At 39.6% G+C, this 20268-nt stretch carries 15 protein-coding genes and 1 pseudogene; 15 read left to right on the top strand and 1 reads right to left on the bottom strand.

The annotated features are described in order from the left end of the window. Positions 1 to 168 precede the first annotated feature (168 nt). The 6 genes from OCU48_RS10170 (at position 169) to OCU48_RS10145 (ending at position 10673) form a co-directional block, all read left to right on the top strand. Positions 169 to 765, top strand: coding sequence for a restriction endonuclease subunit S (locus OCU48_RS10170; RefSeq protein ID WP_141345478.1), 597 nt, complete (start codon positions 169 to 171; stop codon positions 763 to 765). Continuing rightward, complete coding sequence (locus OCU48_RS10165; RefSeq protein WP_141345479.1) at positions 765 to 2039, top strand: N-6 DNA methylase; 1275 nt, start codon at positions 765 to 767, stop codon at positions 2037 to 2039. Before OCU48_RS10170 ends, OCU48_RS10165 begins: the two co-directional genes overlap by 1 nt. 66 nt (positions 2040 to 2105) lie before the next feature. Next, positions 2106 to 3743: a class I SAM-dependent DNA methyltransferase gene (locus tag OCU48_RS10160; RefSeq protein ID WP_141345480.1), complete on the top strand. Its 1638-nt coding sequence runs from the start codon at positions 2106 to 2108 to the stop codon at positions 3741 to 3743. Continuing rightward, positions 3743 to 4891 carry a restriction endonuclease subunit S gene (locus OCU48_RS10155; RefSeq protein WP_141345481.1) on the top strand — a complete coding sequence of 383 codons (1149 nt, stop codon included), beginning with the start codon at positions 3743 to 3745 and terminating at the stop codon, positions 4889 to 4891. The genes OCU48_RS10160 and OCU48_RS10155 overlap by 1 nt, the downstream gene beginning before the upstream one ends. Before the next feature lie 8 nt (positions 4892 to 4899). Continuing rightward, positions 4900 to 7488, top strand: coding sequence for an AAA family ATPase (locus tag OCU48_RS10150; RefSeq protein WP_167496182.1), 2589 nt, complete (start codon positions 4900 to 4902; stop codon positions 7486 to 7488). Then, a complete protein-coding gene (locus tag OCU48_RS10145) occupies positions 7488 to 10673 on the top strand; it encodes a type I restriction endonuclease subunit R (RefSeq protein ID WP_141345483.1) in 3186 nt (1061 codons plus the stop codon). The genes OCU48_RS10150 and OCU48_RS10145 overlap by 1 nt, the downstream gene beginning before the upstream one ends. 105 nt (positions 10674 to 10778) lie before the next feature. On the opposite strand, the gene OCU48_RS10140 is transcribed toward OCU48_RS10145, so the two are convergent. After that, positions 10779 to 11084, bottom strand: coding sequence for a helix-turn-helix domain-containing protein (locus tag OCU48_RS10140; protein ID WP_141345484.1), 306 nt, complete (start codon positions 11082 to 11084; stop codon positions 10779 to 10781). Between the two features lie 105 nt (positions 11085 to 11189). On the opposite strand from OCU48_RS10140, the gene OCU48_RS10135 reads away from it, so the two are divergent. The 9 genes and pseudogenes from OCU48_RS10135 to dinB (OCU48_RS10095) form a co-directional block, all read left to right on the top strand. Then, the gene (locus OCU48_RS10135) at positions 11190 to 11720 is read left to right on the top strand and encodes a hypothetical protein (RefSeq protein WP_141345485.1); all 531 of its coding nucleotides are present in this window, start codon (positions 11190 to 11192) and stop codon (positions 11718 to 11720) included. Beyond that, positions 11714 to 13093 (top strand): DEAD/DEAH box helicase, encoded by a 1380-nt coding sequence (locus OCU48_RS10130; protein ID WP_141345486.1) that lies wholly within the window; start codon positions 11714 to 11716, stop codon positions 13091 to 13093. The genes OCU48_RS10135 and OCU48_RS10130 overlap by 7 nt, the downstream gene beginning before the upstream one ends. 107 nt (positions 13094 to 13200) lie before the next feature. Further along, positions 13201 to 13452, top strand: a complete 252-nt coding sequence (locus OCU48_RS10125; protein ID WP_141345487.1) for a hypothetical protein — start codon at positions 13201 to 13203, stop codon at positions 13450 to 13452. 347 nt (positions 13453 to 13799) lie between these two features. Then, a complete protein-coding gene (locus tag OCU48_RS10120) occupies positions 13800 to 14168 on the top strand; it encodes a hypothetical protein (protein ID WP_141345488.1) in 369 nt (122 codons plus the stop codon). A 263-nt stretch (positions 14169 to 14431) separates the two neighbouring features. Continuing rightward, on the top strand, positions 14432 to 15136 hold the full coding sequence (locus OCU48_RS10115; protein ID WP_141345489.1) for a hypothetical protein: 705 nt from the start codon (positions 14432 to 14434) through the stop codon (positions 15134 to 15136). A 395-nt stretch (positions 15137 to 15531) separates the two neighbouring features. Then, complete coding sequence (locus OCU48_RS10110) at positions 15532 to 16710, top strand: lysozyme inhibitor LprI family protein (protein ID WP_141345490.1); 1179 nt, start codon at positions 15532 to 15534, stop codon at positions 16708 to 16710. 367 nt (positions 16711 to 17077) lie between these two features. Then, positions 17078 to 17605: a YbjQ family protein gene (locus OCU48_RS10105; RefSeq protein ID WP_141345491.1), complete on the top strand. Its 528-nt coding sequence runs from the start codon at positions 17078 to 17080 to the stop codon at positions 17603 to 17605. A gap of 375 nt (positions 17606 to 17980) precedes the next feature. Next, positions 17981 to 19039 carry a DNA polymerase IV gene (gene dinB / locus OCU48_RS10100; protein ID WP_141345492.1) on the top strand — a complete coding sequence of 353 codons (1059 nt, stop codon included), beginning with the start codon at positions 17981 to 17983 and terminating at the stop codon, positions 19037 to 19039. Positions 19040 to 19215: 176 nt separating this feature from the next. Next, a pseudogene (dinB, locus tag OCU48_RS10095) lies at positions 19216 to 20244 on the top strand (DNA polymerase IV); the annotation flags it as partial. Positions 20245 to 20268 lie beyond the last annotated feature (24 nt).

Here is a 20268-nt window from a genome sequence, read left to right as displayed (position 1 = left end):
TAAAGTTCAATTAAAACAGTGAGTTACATTTTTAGCGCCTAAGCCTAACAAATCGTACTATAAATACGATTTAATAAAATAGCAAAAACTACTTGCTCTTATTGAGATTGATCAGCTATTATCCTCCTAACGAAATAAATCGTACAGTGAAAACGAAAAGGCTTTAATATGAAAACTATAGAAATGCTGTGTAATGAGCTAACCACAGGCGCAACAAATGCGTTGTTTGAAAAAACTAACCAAAAAGATGAAAAACCTTTGTACTTATTAACGGGTAACTCTCTGAGCTCAAATGGTGAGATTATTGAAGAGCAGCTTGGATCTGTAACCTTAAAAGAAGGAAAGGAGATCCAACGCTTCTTACTACAACAAGGTGATGTGGTGTTACTTGCTAAAGGTAATTCAATTAGAGCTGGTTACGTCACGGAGCATATTGCCAAACTTAACGTTATTGCTTCAGCCAACTTTATTCTAATTCGACCAAACAATAATGAGTTACTTGGCGAGGTACTTGTTGCTTACTTTAACTCCCCTGCTGGCCAAAGCTTGTTAGATGCTACCAGTACTGGTGCAACGATAAAAAACATAAGCCTATCAAATATTAAGAAGCTAGGTGTTGAGTTTCCAGCGCTAGGTAAGCAACATGAAATTGCCGAACTATTCCATGCCAGCAATCAGGCTTATCAGGCAACAATCAATTTAGCAGAACAACAAAAAAAAGCTGCTTTGGCATGTATTAGTCAACTTATCAAGGGGGCAGCGTAATGGATAATCTAACAAAACAGTTATGGACCTTAATGGATAGTAGCCGAGGCTCAATGGAAGCATCGCATACATTGGAATTAATCGTTTACGTTGCGTTTGTTGCAAAAGAGAATCCAGAGTCCTTTCAAGCGATTGTAAATAGCGGTCATGCTAAACAACTGAATATGTTAATAGAAGCAGGTCAGCTCTTGGAAGCAACTCATCCAGCTGACGTCTGTGCAGCACCAAACCATTATAAAACTGATGCAAAGGTCGTGAACAAGGTTGTTTCTTTCATCGCTGAGATTTCTAATTTTGGTTCACTAGCTAGTGCTTTAAGAGATTTGAGTGCACAGACACTTGGCAAATTTAACGTGTCTTCAGCCAATCAGAATATGCAAAGAGTCTTCTCTGCTATCGTTGGTGATTGTAGTGATAGAACTTTATACGATGGTGCATGTGGTTTAGCCAGAGTCGCTTCTAGCTCTAACTCGAATGCCCTCTACCTTGAAGAAAAACACCATAGTACTTATTTAACGGCTTACCGATTGTTAACGCTTGAGGATAAAAATTTCAGCTTGGTTAATGCCGATTCGTTGTTGGAACATGCCTTTGATCAAGAAAAGCAATTTGATGTGGTCGTCATGGAGCCGCCAATGGCTCAAAAATTTAATGCGGATGAGCGACGTATGCTGGTTGAGGCCCCTTTTATCTCAGTTCCTGTTGGTAAAGCCGTATCGGCTAACTCAGGTGATAGCCTATGGGTTCAGCAAGCAGTCAGTAACCTAAACGAGACAGGTAAAGGATACATTGTTTTGCCTCAAGGGATTCTATTCAGAGGTGGTTATGATGCAAAGGTCAGGGAATATTTACTAGAAAATGAACTACTTGAAGCAGTAATCGGGCTCCCAGCGTCAATACTAGACGGTACCAGTATCCCGCCAGTAATTTTAGTGCTGAATAAGAATAAACAAGCGGGCTCTCCTGTTGTCTTTGTCGATGCCAGTGACATAGGTACCGTAGATAAACATAAAGTCACGATAACAAGTCAAGATGCGGAATTAATCGCTGATTTAGCAGCAGGAAAGCGAGGTGATGATGAACGCTACAAGGCGGTATTCATCCCCGAAATTAGACAGCAAAATAACGAGTTAAGTATTTCGCGTTACATAGCCAAAGAGATTGAAGTCGAAGAGCTAGACATTGAGCAAGAACTAAAAAAACTAAAAAGCTACCAAGCTGACTTTGAGCAATCTCAACAAGTGCTGACAGCATTACTTACTAGGTATCAATAATATAGCTACATGGTTGTGTTCCCTGATTAGCGAACCCTGTAGTAACGAAATATAAGGAATTAGAAAATGGCAGATTTTAAAAAGATAGAAGAACTAGAAAAACGCTTGTGGTCAGCCGCTGACTCATTGCGTGCGAACACTGGCTTAACGGCGCAAGAATACTCTCGCCCAATTCTGGGCTTGATATTCCTCAAGTACGCTGAATATCGTTTCACGTTGGCAAAGAGTAAAATTGAAGAACAAACCAGTTCGCGTCGTCGTGGAAGCGGCGACATTAAATCCAAGATCCAAGCAGAAGGCGCAATGTATGTACCAGATGAGGCACTTTACACCAAGCTATTAGCGCTTCCAGAAGGTGCAAACATCGGCGTTAAAGTTAATGATGCAATGAAAGCACTAGAGGCTGAAAATGAAGCAATCAAAGATGCACTGCCTAAGACCTATAGTCGCTTTGAAAATGACATACTAAAAAGCCTACTGAAAAACTTTAGTGACATCGATTTTAGCCTTGGCTCAGATATCTTTGGTCGAATCTATGAGTACTTCCTCAATGAGTTCGCCAAAACCGAGGGTCAAGGCGGTGGCGAGTTCTTCACGCCTTCTGCACTGGTCAAGCTCATCACGGAAATTATCGAGCCTTATCATGGCAAAGTGTTCGATCCAGCTTGTGGTAGTGGCGGTATGTTTATCAGTTCAGCCGACTTTGTGGCAAAGCATAATAAAAATGCGTCTGATGAGCTGTCTATATTCGGGCAAGAAAAAACCGGCGATACCGTTCGCTTATCTAAGTTAAACCTTGCCGTTCATGGTTTACAAGGCGATATCCGCGAAGGTAATTCCTACTATGAAGACCCATTCGAGCTAGCCAAAGGTCCAATTGTAGATGGTAAACAACATGGTCAATTTGATTATGTTATGGCGAATCCACCATTCAACGTAAATGAAATACAAAAAGACCGCTTAGAAGGTGATAAACACAGGTTTCCTTACGGTATGCCGCGTAACGACAACGGCAACTACCTCTGGATTCAAATGTTCTATACCGCGCTTAATCAAAAAGGTCGAGCAGGCTTTGTTATGGCGAACTCGGCTAGTGATGCCCGAGGCTCAGAGCAAGAGATCCGCCAAAAGATGATTGAAGACGATGCTGTAGATGTCATGGTGGCGGTATCAAGTAACTTCTTCTATACCGTAACCTTGCCATGTGCGTTGTGGTTCCTAGATAAGAACAAACCTACGCATAACAAAGACAAAGTGCTGTTTATCGATGCACGTCATATCTTCCGTCAAGTCACCCGAGCTGTGCGTGATTACACCAGCGAGCAACTTAACTTTATCGCCAATATTGTGCGCTTACATCGTGGTCAAGATATTGATAATACTTATCTTGAAGCGCATCCAGATGCTGGCAGCGATGGGAAGTTTAAACTAGAAGACTTCTTTGCCAATGATAACGGTGAACTGGCTTACCAAGATATCGCAGGCTTATGTAAGGTGGCTTCTAAAGCAGAAATCATAGAACAAGGCTATAGCTTAAACCCTGGTCGCTATGTAGGTGTTGCTGAAGGTGAACAGGAGCATGACGAAGACTTTGCTGCTAAGTTAGAGGCACTTCAAGAAGAGTTGGAAGTGTTGAATGCAGAGGCGCATGGTTTAGAAGGACTAATATCTGGCAACGTGGCTAAAGTTTTGGAGTCTATATAATGAAGGAATATAAACTCGGTGATATTGTTACTTTTCATTATGGAAAATCACTTCCAAAAACAAAAAGAATAAATGGACCTTTTCCTGTAATGAGTTCGGCTGGTGTTACAGGTTGGCACAATGAATCTTTAGTTAAAGGACCTGGTGTCATTGTTGGTCGAAAAGGCTCTATTGGTACCGTTTTTTACGAAAAACGTGATTTTTTTCCGATTGATACCTGTTATTTCTTAACCGTTAATGAACCACAAGTAGTAGATCTAAAGTTCCTATATTATTTGTTACTAGGCTCAAACCTTAAAGATTTAAACTCAGACGCTGCTGTACCAGGGTTAAACAGGGATATTGCTTATTCTCAGAAATTCTTAATTCCAGAACTGAATGTTCAAGAGAAAGTTGTTGAACTGATTGATGATTACAATGACCTAATCGAAAACAACAACCGCCGTATCACTATCTTAGAAGACATGGCGCAATCACTTTATCGCGAATGGTTTGTTAACTTCCGTTACCCAGACCACGCAGATAATCTTGATGCAGATGGCAACCCAAAGCTCGTTGATTTGCCGCTAGGTTTAATTCCTGAGGGGTGGGAAGTCAAACCGTTGGGTGAACTAGTAGAGTTTAAAAGGAAAACCATAAAAAAAGGCACAGTGTCTGAAAACACACCATATATGGGTTTAGAGCATTTCCCTAGAAAGTCGATAGCGCTATCAAATTGGGAGGAAGTATCTGAAATCGGTAGTAACAAGTTGGCTTTCAGTCGTGGCGATATATTGTTTGGCAAGATACGACCAAATTTTCATAAAGTTGGTGTTGCGCAAGTTGATGGTCTTTGTTCTTCTGACACATTCGTTCTTTCTCCAAAGGAGCGCACTCACCATTCATTAATCGCTATGGTCACCTTTTCTAACGAGTTTGTTGCTCAAGCGGTGCAAACAGCGCAAGGCAGTAAAATGCCGAGAGCTAGTTGGGACGTTCTGCAAGAGTTTGCTGTATACGTACCAGACTTGAAAACACTTGAAAGTTTTAACAGTGTTGTAACTCCAGCAATAGAGCAAATAAGAGCCCTTAGTCTTAAAAATAGGAACTTAAAGCTGCAACGAGATATGTTATTGCCAAAGCTAATCTCAGGCCAAATAGAGTTATAAGGATGATTATGCAGCCGATTGAAAAGCTCGTTGACTGGGTGAAAGATAAGCCCGTCTTTTGGCGTCATGCTGTTAGGCTGGCGCTTACTAAAGGGGAATTGACAGAGAAACAGCACCGTTTGATTTGGTCAATAGCACAGATGGAATATGGCGTTATTGAGAAAAATGAGCTTTACGCTCTCTATGAAACGCCAGTTACCGCAGCAGGGTTAGTTTCAGAGGTGTCTGAGGTAAAGCTATCTTCGATTTCTGATGTCGTTAATGTAGGTTCTTTGGCACCTAATCAAACTCTAGATTTAAATTCTAACGGCTTAAACATTGTTTATGGCGACAACGGTACGGGAAAGTCAACTTACGCGCGTATTTTAAAACACGCTTGTTTAACTAGGGGAGATGTTAGCTCAATTCTCGGTAATGTGTTTAATAAATCGGATGAAGCCTCTTCCGCTAAATTAACCGTTTGTGATGACAGTGATACCTTAACGGTTGATTGGACAAAAACGGCTGAAGCTAATGAAAAGCTGAAGTCCATTAGGGTGTTCGATACAGATAGCGCCTCACACTATGTGAGTAAAAAGGAAGGAACGCTGGGCTACAAACTATTCGCTCTGAAAGTATTAGAGTGCTTAGCGGCTGCAATGGACTATGTAAAAAGACAAATCGCTGAAGAGTTGATGCCAGGTAATGGTATGCAAACTCTTCCAACGTTTTCTGATGAGACGTTAAGTGGAAAGTTTGTTAACGGATTAAGCCACCTTTCATCGGTGCAAGATGTCGAGAAGCATTGTGGAAGTGATGATGAAATCGGTCAAGTAGAACCACTTAAGCAACGTATTTTCGAGCTCAAGTCTCAATCTGTCGCTAGTTTAAAGAAAGGGTTGAGTACAAAGGTCGCACGTATTACGCCTTTTTTACGCAAACTTAACGAGTTAGATGGTCCTTTAACAAAGAAAGCCTATACAGAGTTAATAGCTCTTAAGCATGATGCTGATGAAAAGGCAGGGCTTGCAAAAGAACTCAGAGAGTGTGTTCTATCCGGTTTGCCTTTTGAAGGTATTGGTGACGCTAAGTGGTTAACCCTATGGAAGGCAGCTGAATCATTTATTAAATCACAAACGAATGAAGTTTCTTTTCCGCCAGCAGAGTCAGATACATGCCCATTGTGTTTGCAACCTGTCAGTAGCGATAGTGCAGAAAAATTGACGTCATTCAAGGAATTTGTTGCAGACCAAGCTGTTCAAGAAGCAGAAACAGCCAGTAAAAAACACAAAGATGCCATTAAGGAAATTGACGAACTTGTAATTGATATTAGTGATTACGATGCCGTTATTGATGAGCTGACACCTGAAGGTAGTTCATTTAAGGCTGACGTGGCTACGTTGGTTGAGTCGCTAAAGTTGCGTCAATCGGAGTTTTTAAGTCAAGATTCAGAAATAGGTTTGTCCGATATCGATAAACGGCCAATAACTAATTGTGAAGAAAAGCTAGAAGCGCTGCATGCTGATATTCAGTTGCTAGCAAAAAATGATGATGAGTCTCATAGCGCATTACTTGCTGAAAAGGAAGAAGCTCTGGCAGAGCTAAAATCGCGGCAGTTAGTGGCAGAAAATAAGGACAGTATCATCAAAAACATATCTCGGTATGTTCTTGAAAATAAGCTAAAAGCGATTGAGGAAGTTACGACAACTAGACAAGTAACGCTTCTCTCTAATGAACTGAGCAAATCGACGATAATTGAGCCGTTAGTGAAGTGCTTTGGCGAAGAATTGAAAAAGTTTGGGTTTGATAGGTTCAATGTAGAAGTAAAAACAAGAGGATCTGCAAGTCAGCAACTTTCAAAATTGGAAATTACCGACGGTAGCAAGAATGTCGTTGCTGAAATTGCTAGTGAAGGTGAGCAACGGTGTATAGCGATTGCTTGTTTCATGGCGGAAATCATCTCAGATGGTAGACGTTCCGCTGTTATTTTTGATGATCCGGTTAACTCACTTGACCATCGATGGCGTGAAGACATCGGTAAACGTCTTGTAGACGAGTCACTTGAAAGGCAAGTGGTTGTGTTTACACATGATATTGTATTCTATAAGTATTTGCTTGAATGTGTGGAGAAAGTAGAAGGAGCTTCCGTTACACAGGTTCGTTTAGACCGTAGTCGTAAGCATACCGGCCTTGTTGACCATACACCGCCTTGGGATGCCTTACCGATAAAAGCAAGAATTGGACAACTAAATGCGGCATATCAAGCATTAGAAAAAGTAGAGCGGACAGGAACCGAGTTTGATTACTCACAACAGTGCTACCGCTTTTATAATCTACTTCGTGAAGCATGGGAAAGGTTGGTTGAAGAGAAGTTGTTCAATAATGTTGTAACTAGATTCGGGCGCTCGATCCAAACGCAACGCATCACGAAATTAATAGAAGACATAACCCAAGCAGATTACGATGCGATTCACTTAGGGATGTCGAATTGTAGTACGTTCTTTCAGGGACATGATACGGCAACAGGGTTACAGCAGCGGCCTAGAAGCATAGCTGAAATTAAAACTGATTTGGACTTAATTGTCGGCTTAGTAACTGATTTGAATAAGAGAAGATAATGACATATACGGAAGACGCTTTAGTAGAACAACCAGCGATTAACCTTTTCTCTGACTTAGGCTGGGATACGGCAACGTGTTGGGACGAGGTTTTTGGCTCTCTTGATGATGACCATCTTACTGATAATCCATTATACTTTGGCAGAGAAACTCGCAACGATGTGGTTTTATTTACAAGGTTAAAAGCTGCACTGCTAAAGCTGAATCCAGATGTGAACACGCTTGTAATTCAAGAGGCGATTGACCAAATATCACGAGATAGAAGCGCAATGACGGCTATTTCAGCGAATGAAGAGGTCTACGAGCTGTTAACTAATGGCTACGTATACACTACGAACTCTGAAGATGAAGAAGACTGCGTTGTACAGTATATCGATTGGTCCAACACCAGTAACAATGACTTTCTGCTTTGTAGCCAAATGAGTATTACCGGAGAAATTGAAACCCGTCGCCCTGATTTGATAGGCTTTGTTAATGGATTGCCGCTTGTTTTTATCGAACTGAAAGCAAGCCATAAAAACCTTCTAACGGCTTATAAAAACAACCTATCTGATTATAAAAATACCATCCCTCAGCTCTTCACATACAATCAGATAATTATTCTTTCGAATGGCGTACAGTCTAAGGTTGGTTCGATATCTAGCCAATGGGAGCACTTCGCTGAATGGAAGAAGGTTGAGTGCGAAAAAGAAGAGCGTCGAGTCAGTTTAGAGGTGGTTATACGAGGTGTGTGTGAACAAAACCGCCTGTTAGATATCATTGAAAACTACACTCTATTTGTAAAATCAAAGCACACCGTAAAAATCATTGCTAAGTACCACCAATACTTGGGTGTTAATCAGGCTTTATCTGGTCTAAGTAACGTGAAAGAGCGTGCTGGGCAATTGGGTGTTTTTTGGCACACTCAAGGCAGTGGTAAAAGCTTTTCAATGGTATTCTTCTGTAAAAAAGCATTTCGCAAATACACTGGTAACTGGACGTTCGTATTAGTCACAGATAGAACGGATTTAGACGACCAAATATACAAAACTTTCAACTCAGCTGGCATCGTAACTGAAAACTGCCAGGCAGATTCCGGTGCAGAGTTAAAAGCCCTACTCGGTGAAGATCACCGATTTGTGTTTACCTTGATCCAAAAGTTTAAAGGTGATGAGAAAGGCAATTTTCCAGTACTTTCAGAGCGTGATGATATCATTGTGATTACCGATGAAGCACACCGTAGCCAATATGATTCATTGGCGATGAACATGCGTAATGCTATGCCAAATGCCTCATTCATGGCATTTACGGGTACGCCGTTATTAGCTGGTGAAGCAAAAACACAAGAAGTGTTTGGTGACTACATTAGTATTTATAACTTTGCTGACGCTGTGGATGATGGTGCAACCTTACCGCTCTATTACGAGAACCGTGTGCCCGAAGTTTCTGTGTCGAGTGATACGATAGGTGAAGATATTGCCGAGATACTTGATCAGGCAGATCTTACAGAAGAGCAAGAGACTCGCTTAGAAACTGAGTTTTCCAAAGCCTACCATATCATTACACGAGATGACCGCTTAGAAACCATTGCCGCTGATTTGGTTGAACACTATATAAATCGAGATCCTTTCAGTGATGGTATGTTAGGTAAAGCGATGGTGGTTTCAATCGATAAAGCAACCACCATTAAGATGTACGATAAAGTTCAGTTAGCATGGAAGACTAAGCTCAATAGCCTAAAATCACAGGCAAAATATGCCTCTGGTAGTAGGTTAAACAAACTTCAATTTCAAATTGATCATATGGAAACGACCGATATGGCAGTCGTTGTTTCTGGGGGGCAAAATGACGATGAACGCCTTGCTAAAAAAGGTCTGGATTACAAACCTCACAGAGAACGTTTTCTGAAGGAAAAAATTGATGAAAAATTCAAAGATCCTGAGGATGACTTAAGAATCGTCTTTGTATGTGCAATGTGGTTAACAGGTTTTGACGCACCATCTGTTTCAACACTTTACTTAGATAAGCCCCTAAAGAGTCATACATTGATGCAAACCATCGCACGTGCAAACCGTGTCTTTGAAGGAAAATCAGCAGGGCAGATAGTCGATTACATAAATATATTCAGTGCCCTGCAACAGGCCTTAGGGTTATACGGTGGCGGTGTAGCAGAAGGTGGGGCACCTGATAAGGTTGATAGTCCAGCAAAAGATAAGTCTGAACTTGTCGCGGCTTTAGGTGTGGCTATCAATGAGCTAATCGTATTCTTAAATGGTGTTGATATTGACCTAAACCAGATCGTATCAGCTCCAGCAGATGGTTTTGCCAAGCTATCACTTTTGGATAATGCCAGCGAAATACTTCTAGAGCCAAAGAATAAAGAAGAGTTCACATCCTTCTTAAGACAGATAAATCGTATCTTTAAAGCGATTATGCCTGATGATAGCGCTAACCAGTATGTGCCGTACCGAATTGCTATCAATATCATCTATTCTCAAATGCGTTTGAAATCTGGTTTGTCCATTGATGATGAGGATGTTTTAGATGTTGTTCGCAATCAGGTCAACGAATTGCTAGATGAATCGATATCTACAATCAAGATTCAAAGCAACTTACCTGAACCGGTAAACATAGCGAATATCGACTTTGATGCGTTAGCGACTATGGTAGCCAAGGTTGAAAAGCCGAAGCAATCTGATGCGGAAAAACTAAAAAACCTCATTGAGCGTAAGTTGCAGCCTATGGTGCTTAAAAATAAAACGCGTCAAGATCTACAGCAGAAATTTCAAGAGCTGATCGAAGCGTATAACTTAGGTGCATACACCGCAGAAGAGTTTTTCAATCGCTTAAAAGAGTTCATCATTAAGTTGGAACATGAAGAAAAACGTACTGTACGCGAAGGCTTAACGGAAGAAGAATTGGCAGTATACGACCTGATGGTTCAAGAAGCTCCTTTGACCGATAAGGAGCGCAATCAAATCAAAGAGATTGCCAAAGTGCTGACGGAAAAAATGAAAGAAATTTTGGTTATTGATTGGCGTAAGAAGCAGCGAACTAAAGCCAGAGTTAAAAACATGATTGAGGAAGTACTGGATAGCCTACCAGAGTCTTATGACGATGACTTGTGGCCTAAAACTTGTAGCGAAGTATATATGCATATCTTTGAGAAGTATCCTGGGCAAGGGCAAAGCCCTTATACTCATTGAGTAGATATCTCCTTGAATTGTAAAGGTTAGATATAAATGCTGCCTCTGCCGTTCTCATTTTACCCATCAAGGGTAACACTTACTCCTCACCTCTTATCCTTAGCTCTATTCTCGGCTAAGTGCAGCAATGAGTTTCTTTCTCTCGCTCTCTGTCAATTGAGCAATAAGGCACGCTAACTCGGCTGAGCTATCATCTTCACAAAAAAAGTAGTTAAGTGGCACACCTAGTTTGTCGGCTATTGCCTTCAAGGTTTGAACATCAGGCGTGTGCTTACCTTTCTCATATTGATTCATACGAGGGCTTGCTGAGCTTTCATCCATACCTATGCTTTCTCCCAAGGATTTTTGAGAGAGTTTTGCTTTTTTGCGCGCTTCTTTGAGTCGCACTGGGATTGGATTTGTAAATGGCACTTAAACTTCATTTCTCTGAGCTCAACTTAACTAAGATTTTCTTAGTTTTATAGATTTCTGTATACTAAGCAATCCTTAGTTTTTTTGGTTGGTGTGAATTTAGATATGAGTTTGTCTCGAAGAATTGGCGTGCTGATGCACAAGTTATTGATTGAAAATAGGTTAGATGGATTTACAGTGATAGAAGCCAGAGATATGTGGCTGTCTATTGATGGTGCCACATCTGACCCAGTTGAAGCTCGTAAAAAGGTGTATCGACAAATTCTTCGCTTTGAGAAAAACAAATGGCTACGCAATGAAGGCTCAGGTCGAACAAAACTCTATTTCCAAACTGAGCAGCTTAAGAATATGTTTTCGTTTGCTAGCTCTAGGGATCAGGTTGAATTAGAACCTCAAGGTACAGTTCAAAACTATTCCGTTTTGATCAATGAACGAAATGAATATAAGGGTGAACTAGAGATAGTGCTTGGCGAAGTTGACGAGTATCAATCAATAGTCGTTAGATTTCCTGAACTCGAAAATCAGTTAGCACCATTGCACCAACAAGCCAAAGAGCGTGCTGCATTGCTGCTTGGTAAAGTAAATGTTTTAACAAAGGTTCTTAATACTTTGTCTGTAGGAAATGAACCGTGTTAAGAAAATGGCAAGCTGAATGCTCAGACATCGCGATGAGTAAGTTTAGAAACGACCACTCTCACTTCTTCTGTCAAGCAACGCCTGGGGCTGGTAAAACAGTGCTTGCCGCCAATGTTGCACTAAGACTATTACAAAGCGACATGGTGGATCTTGTATTGTGTTTCTCACCATCATTAACAGTATCTGATGGTATAAAAAGAACCTTTTCTTCAATACTTAACTGCACTTTTAACGGGGGTTTAGGTTCCATTGGGCAATCATTAACGTATCAATCAATCCAGTTTCTCAACGACGAGTTTTGGCAAACATTACGGAGCCACCGAGTCTTTGTTGTGTTTGATGAGATACATCACTGCTCTGGCTCAGAACTTGAAAATGCGAACGTTTGGGGTCTACAGGTGTTAACTAAGATTCAAGGTCTTGCCACTTATACACTCGCGCTATCGGGAACACCTTGGAGATCAGATTCTTTGCCCATTGTAATGGGTAAATACAGCGATCCTGATGGGCAACTGCTTGTTGATTATCAATATACCTTAAAGCAAGCGATTGAAGATGGGGTTTGCCGAGCGCCGAAAATCACTTTGATTGATAATGAACACTTATCCGTGACCAATAGCGAAAAAGTTGAGTCATTTTCATCGATATTAGAGATGCTTAAACAAACCAAGGCTTCGTACCAGAGCGTGATACACAACCAAGAGGCTATGGAGTATTTGCTTGGTTTAGGTTGCGAGCGGCTAGCAATGGTTCGCAAGGACTCACCAAACGCAGGTGGTTTAGTCGTTGCGGCATCGGTTCAGCATGCGCAGACTATCAAAGAGATACTTTCACAAAAGTTTGGGCAAACAGTCGCAATTGTTACCTATCGCCATGAAGAACCACTCGCAGAGATCGAGCGTTACCGACACAGCGATGCTCAGTGGATTGTTAGTGTTGGAATGATTAGCGAAGGTACTGATATTCCGAGACTTCAAGTTTGTTGTCATATGAGTTCTGTCAAAACCGAACTGTATTTTAGACAGGTTCTTGGGCGCATACTTAGAGTGAACTCTTCATCAGAACAACAAGCGTGGTTGTTCACATTTGCCGAGCAAAGTTTGATTCAATTTGCAGAACGGATTGAACAAGACATTCCAGAGTCTTGTGTGTTTGCGAATATGGGAGTGTTGGTAGAGGCTGATACAAGTGTTCAGCAAAATCATTTGGGATCTAAAGCGTTACTTGGGTCGCATGGTAGTCAGAGTTCTAAAGTCTCTTGGGGAGATGGTTCGAATGGAAGTACCAATTTATATGGGACTCTAGGGACGTTTGATGAGCTTCGACTCGGGGCTTTTAGGCAGAGGGTTATTTCGGCGTTTGTGGTTTCATGAGGTCCCAAAAGTATTTTCCCATTGGGTTTAAGGGCAGACTTTACGTTATCGCCAGTAATGCATTGTGTTCTTAATTATCTAATTCACTTTCAATCAAGGAGCGAGCTATGAGCCGTAAACCAATTTCAGGAAAAGGACTGCTTGAGGGTCTTACATCAAATACAGCACATGCTGATGAACTGGCTGCGATAACATTGGATGAATTTGACCTTGAACCCTCTGAAAGTGATTATCAAGCCGCATTGAAGCGAATTGAATCTCTGTTTGATGTTGCTAAACCAGGTACTCCAGGAGGTGACGAACTTGAAAGACTGGTTCTATTGGTTGAAGAGTATGAAGAAAAACACTTCCCCATTTGAAAATTGCAACGCATTTTTGCCCCATTATGAGTTTTGGAGGGGATTACCCTTCAATTTAAGCTTTGTTATTTGGCTTACTTTTCTTCATCGTTAGAATTTTGCCTAGTTACTCTCGTCCTCTATATTGAATAATCGTACCTTTGATGCTCTCCAGTGTTGATTTATAGCGAAATTTTCTTTCGCATCTATGAATAGAGGGAGATGGTTGTTTCATATTTGAAATTTTATCTTTCTTACCAAAAACACAGTCTGACTTCATGTAAGTTATGGAAATAGTGTAACAGCAACTACTGTCATATTTCTTGGTTTAATTATGTTAGCTTTAAAAATATTTAGGAGTGAGAACAATGAAAAAAAATGGGCTTATTTTAAGTGTACTTCTCGTTTTTGTGGGAAGTGCAAATGCTTCTGTTAACTGTGTGTGGGATGAATCTGAAGGTCAACATTTTGACAGTGAATCAGCTATTCAAACTAATCTATATTTAGCTTCTAATAAAGTTACCAGTAATGATGCTTTAATGAGTGAAAATGTAATAACTGATTTTAAAGTGCAATCAGATGGTAAAATGTACTTTCTACAAAGTGAGTATAGTAGCTATTCTTATGTTATTTACGACGGTTATAATGGAGTCGATGTAATGGCGATGTTTGCCAATATAGATGAAAATGCCAAACCAATGAGAGTGTGGACAGGTAAATGCATTAATAGTAATTAATTATGGTATAAATAAAATCAATGAGTGAGATTTATAAACTTATTTATATACCCTCTAATTATTTTGTTCATGAGTTTCTTAGCGAAGATTGTTACTCATTCTGTTGGAGGGTTATTGGGATTAATCCATAGTGGATATATGTTAGTTAGGTATGAATCCGATGTTGACCCACTTCATATGAAAAATTTAATTTTCATGGATTATATTTCTCTATTATAACTTCGATGTACATTAAAATTTATTAGATGTGAGCGGCAAACTCAATGAGTAATATTAAATTTATTTTTATTTTCACCCTTCTATCTTTAAGTGCTTTCAATACATATGCTGAAAACATAAAATATGAGCACATCTCAGATGTAGTGCCTGATAAATACAAAATATCAAGATTAATTGTTGGTGATTTAACAAGCGATGGGAATGATGAAGTAATACTATTAATAAAAATGACAGACCCTAAATTTAATGTCGTAAATAATTACGGCGAAACTGTTGATAGAAATAAACGAGGATTAATTATTCTCAAGGATAGTGGGTATGACTATTCCATAATATCTGAAAATCTAGATTGCTTTGAATCAGAAAACGAAGACGGTGGTATATATGCGCCTCCTGAAATGTCGATAGAATCTAAAAATGGTCATCTGTATGTTCACTATAGTCAGGGAAGGTATGGTTGGGATGAGTTTAATTTTCGTTATAAAGGCGGTTTTTTTTACTTGATTGGTTACGAAAGTGCTGAAGGTGTTAATGGCATAATACAACGCAAAGAAAGTATGAATTTCCTAACTATGAGAAAACAAACACTAACATTAGACGATAAATTTGATGTTTTTTCTGATGAAGGTGTTGAGCCAGAAACCAGTTTGTATGATGAGAAGTGGGAAACTATGTCATTTAGTGGTTTGATTAAATTAAGGGACATATCTTCGTTGACGAGTATCTATGATATTTACCCGATACTATAATAACCCCAATATTTAGTAGAACCGATGGCCTCAACTCAAGGCGTTTAAATAGACAGATGTAGAGTCACATCATTGTAGGGTAGAAGTATTCGTAGATTGGTAAAGTACAAAACACAAGTAAAGTTGCGCTACGCAAGCGGATTCAGACAATAGCTAATGTCGAGAGATTTTACGGGGGCATGGAGAAGCATTATTGGTCTTAAAGAGGCAAAATTTTGAGCGCTGACCTAAGGATATTAGAAACTGTGAACTCGTTGATTAGTTAAACTTAAATCCAGAAATAAAAGCAGATTAATAAATAATCGATTGATGGCAACTACCTTGAATAACGCTGAAACTACCGCATACTAAAATAAAGCGTTGAAGCATTACCATAACTTAAGAGGTATCCAAAAATGAGGCTGATACAAATCTGTTTCTTTGCATTGATTGGTAGTTTTCATTGCTATGCAGATGAGTTTGAGTCTCAGAAGGCGCAACAGAAAGCATTGAAGTTTGCTCATGAAATTAGCTCTAAGAATTACGCTAAAGCATATCAGTTGATTGTAGATAATGGTATTGAATGGCGATTTTCTGGAATGATGGAAAATAGAGAAATTTATTCTGAAGAAGATTTTTTACGTTTAGCTCCTATAATTTTTAAAAATGTTTTCATCGGTACAGTCGATGAAGAAAACGTCGAGTTAACTTGCTGCCTTGGAGGGTATTCAACACTTGAAGGAACAGGGATTAATGACGATGTAACTTTCTATTATTTCGATTCTGGGACGCCCTATTTATTAATTAATGAAACAATGGCTCTACCATCATTTGATTGTGCGAGTGCGACTACGGATGTTGAAGTCTCGATATGTAATAATTACAAACTATCTAATCAAGATCAGAAGCTTTCCTCTGTTTACAAGGATGCTCAACGTTTTTTCTTTGGTAGTGAACAAACGCAGTTGCAGGTTGACCAGATAGAGTTTCTTCGTCAAAGAAACCAATGTGGATCGAACAGCGAGTGCATACACTCGATAACAGAGGAAAGAATTAATACATTAAATGATAGATTGGATAGCTCATTTATATCAAAGGAGCCAGTAACTTTCACTATTGATGCACACATTCTAAATGGTACGTGGCGCACGAGTGACGACTTCGATATGCAGTATGCTAGTAATATCTATCCTCTTATCTCTGATGATTACCCTTTTTTGCAATCAATCACTTTTTCAGGGAAAGCAGTAAACGTCAGAAGAGCAAATCGTCCAGTGAGTTCTGATTTTCCAGTTACTCAATCCAATGACGAATGCATTATAAATAGTATCAATAACTTCTGGTATGCGAATGTGTATTATCAAACAGCCTATCAAAATAATTACTTCGGAAGAATGGGGGGAGACTTCTCTCAGTTACCTTTTGCTGTTAATTACTCTGTATATGAACTAAGTTACGTCCAAGACAGGAATAAAATATGTGGCATTATCATTATAACAGGAAAAGATAACAGTATTGTTTTATTCGCTGATGATTATATAGATAAACCACTTGTTGACCAAGCATGGTTCCTCAAGCGGGATAGGGAAATTTGACTACTCATTTATATATCCAAGACAATCCATTAAATACTAATCTAAATAAATGACGAGCATTAGTGCGTGCAAAATCTTCGCGATAGGGACCCCAAAACTCAGAATTCCCTTAAATTGAAGAAAACTGAAAATAGATCTGATTTTAACAGTTGTTCTTTGACAGAATTTGCTGATCCACTATGAATGTACTTCCCCTTAAAAACTAAAAATGGAAAGATAAGTTTCATATCACTACATTTAATATTAACGGTGTACTCTAGAAGTATGTTGTTAAATATAGATTATAGTTTGATTTCATATAATTATAATTCCGGTGTTATTTATGATGATTTTTATTTCAACGATTATCAATCAATAGGGTATTGTTATGCTGTATTTTATTATTGTAGATAATGGGAAGATTGAAGTTGCAACGAATGTTGCATACGGGAAAAAACTTAAAAGTAAAGGCTATGAGACTTACGAAATAGAAGCTGATTCTGAAGTTGAAGCTATAGAGAAATATGAGCTTATTGAAGAATATGAACGTAGAGACTCAGAGGACGAATCTGATCATGTGTACACCTCAACAACGAACTATATTTCTGATGGCTTGATTATTTCAGATAACAAAGGTGTAATTACTTCAACTGTCGTTGTTGGTACTCATATATTTAAAGATATTTTTGCATCGATAAGAGATATCGTTGGCGGTAAAGCAGGTGGTTATATAGACACCATTGACAGTATTAAAGATGAGTCATTGTTAGATCTAAAAAACAAAGCCCGAGATCTAAACTGCAATGCTATTATTGGTATATCGGTTGATGTTGATGAAATATCAGGTGGGGGGAAGTCAATGCTGATGGTCACTACCATCGGCACTGCTATAACTGTTGCTCCTATAGTAAGGTAACTGTAAATCTAGTCTTCTAGACTTAAGGTAAACTGATCTACATCAGATAGAGCCGACATTTAATTAAACTACTTTTCCATACCAGTAATCCGCCCATTCATAATTGCATTCAATCGTAGAATTTATGTTGTAACTTTTAATGGTGGAGATTCTTATTTTCCGGGACGATTACCATGTGTTTGACATAAAATAAGCTATCTGAATGCTGGGCAGCATCCGCTTATCGCAACTCGGAATTGTCCAGAAATGTGTTACGACAGTAAGTTTCGACGATGAGCTACATGGAACTTCCTTAGGCAGAATCAAACAATAGAGTACTTCCCTCAAAAATTGCAACTTGCTACACTGTATATAATAACAGTTATGGTGAGTTTAATGACTAAGAAAATAATCCATGTAGATCTTGATTGTTACTATGCTGCTGTTGAGGCAAGAGATGATCCTACCCTACGAGGCATCCCCCTTGCTATTGGTGGCTCCCAATATGGTCGAGGTGTTCTGTCAACATGTAACTATGAGGCTAGAGAGTTTGGAGTTAAATCAGCTATGCCTACCGCGAGAGCCCTCAAACTCTGTCCAAATTTAACTGTTATTCCAGGAAACATGGAAAAGTACAAATTGGTATCCAAACAAATACAGGCTATTTTTTCTCGCTATACAGATGTTATTGAACCTTTGTCTCTTGATGAAGCTTATTTGGATGTGTCGGACTCTAATCTATTCAAAGGTTCTGCCACATTAATAGCGGAAGATATAAGGAAGGCAATAGAATCGGAATTGCAGCTTACTGCTAGCGCAGGTGTTGCCCCAATAAAATTTGTGGCTAAAGTTGCTTCAGATATAAATAAGCCGAATGGTATCTGTGTTATTACCCCTGAGCAAATAGAGAGTTTTGTCGAAGAGTTGGATCTAGGAAAGATACCTGGTGTTGGCAAGGTTACGAAGGAAAAATTAAACAAATTAGGTCTATTTACAGGCAAAGATGTAAAAGCTTACGATCAAAGACTTTTACTTAAACAATTTGGTAAGTTCGGTCAGTCTCTATGGGAAAAGTGTCACGGAGTTGATAAAAGGAATATAGAAACTTCTAGGGTTCGCAAGTCTGTGGGTGTTGAAAAAACATTTAACTCAGATATTCATACAGAAGCCGAATGTCACAATGCAATTGCACATCTCTATCCATCTTTATTGAGTAGGCTTGAAAGGGCTTCCTCAGACAAAAAAATCATTAAGCAGGGAGTCAAATTAAAATTTAATGATTTTAAGCAAACAACGGTCGAGCATAAAAAACGTACTTTAGATAAGTTGTTTTTTAATGAGTTACTAGAAGAAGCATTGAAACGACAGAATGGTCGAGGGATACGCCTTATAGGTCTGAGTGTGGGGTTAGATACAGAAAAAAGTAATAAAGAGCAAATTAGTTTTAAATGGTAGGTGACGCTAAATTTGTAAGTGATATGTATCAAGAGTGACTAAAATTATTGTCGATCTTCAAGAAAATTTTGTATACAGAAAATGTAAGTTGCTTTAACGATTTAAACAATTGTTATTTAACATTTTATTTGTATACTCCGCACTAGCATACATTTTTCACTCGCTAGTTATCTAGTGCAGCGGTAGAAATGAGAGATTTCCCCGAATATCGCAATCGTCCACTAGCGGTGGGTGGAAGCGAGACGCAACGGGGAGTATTGAGTACCTGTAACTATGAGGCTCGGCGTTTTGGTATTCATTCAGCAATGCCTACCGCACAGGCTAAAAAGTTGTGCCCCCACTTGTTAGTTGTGCCCGGTCGAATGTCGATGTACAAAGAAGTGTCGGCTCAAATTCGCGCTATTTTCGCTCGTTACACTCATATCATAGAGCCGCTATCGTTAGATGAGGCCTATCTTGATGTCACAGATAGCCCATCATGCAATGGGTCCGCTACCTTAATTGCTCAGTCAATTAGGCGCGATATTGAATCAGAGCTCAACCTTACTGCGTCAGCAGGAGTGGCTCCTATTAAATTTCTGGCTAAGGTGGCGTCAGATTTGAATAAGCCTAATGGGCAGTATGTGATACCGCCTAGCCAAGTACAGGAGTTCATTGACAGCATGCCTCTGCAAAAGATACCTGGTGTGGGAAAGGTTGCTTTGCAAAGATTACATCGCACGGGTCTTTATCTTGGTGAGGATGTGCGTAACGCGAACTATCGTGATTTGTTGGTACGACATGGTCGATTAGGTGCATCACTTTGGAAGCGCTGCCATGGTATCGATAATCGCAGTGTGCAGGTTTCTCGAGAGCGAAAATCTGTGGGTGTGGAGCGCACTTTTACTAAAAATATTGAAGCCCTCGAGCAGTGCTGGGAGGTGATAGAGCAGCGGCTTTATCCAGAATTGCAGCGCCGCTTAGATAAGGTGGGAGGAGAACACGTTCGCCCTATCACTAAGCAAGGTATTAAGGTTAAATTTGCTGACTTTCAATTGACAACCATTGAAACAGGTTCCAATAAGTTGAACTTAGCAGCCTTTTATCCTTTGCTAGAAGAAGTATTACTGCGTCAACAGGGGCGTGAGATTCGTTTATTGGGCTTGAGTGTCATGTTGCAGCCGGAAGCCCAAGCCAAGCAGTTAAGCTTATTGGATAACGAATAATTTGGCTGTAAAGTAGTCGGATAT

The sequence above is a fragment of the Vibrio inusitatus genome (genome assembly GCA_024346935.1).
GTDB classification, from domain to species: Bacteria; Pseudomonadota; Gammaproteobacteria; order Enterobacterales; family Vibrionaceae; genus Vibrio; species Vibrio inusitatus.
Note: the sequence above shows the minus strand (reverse complement) of the source record. Positions and strands in the feature narration are given on the sequence as shown.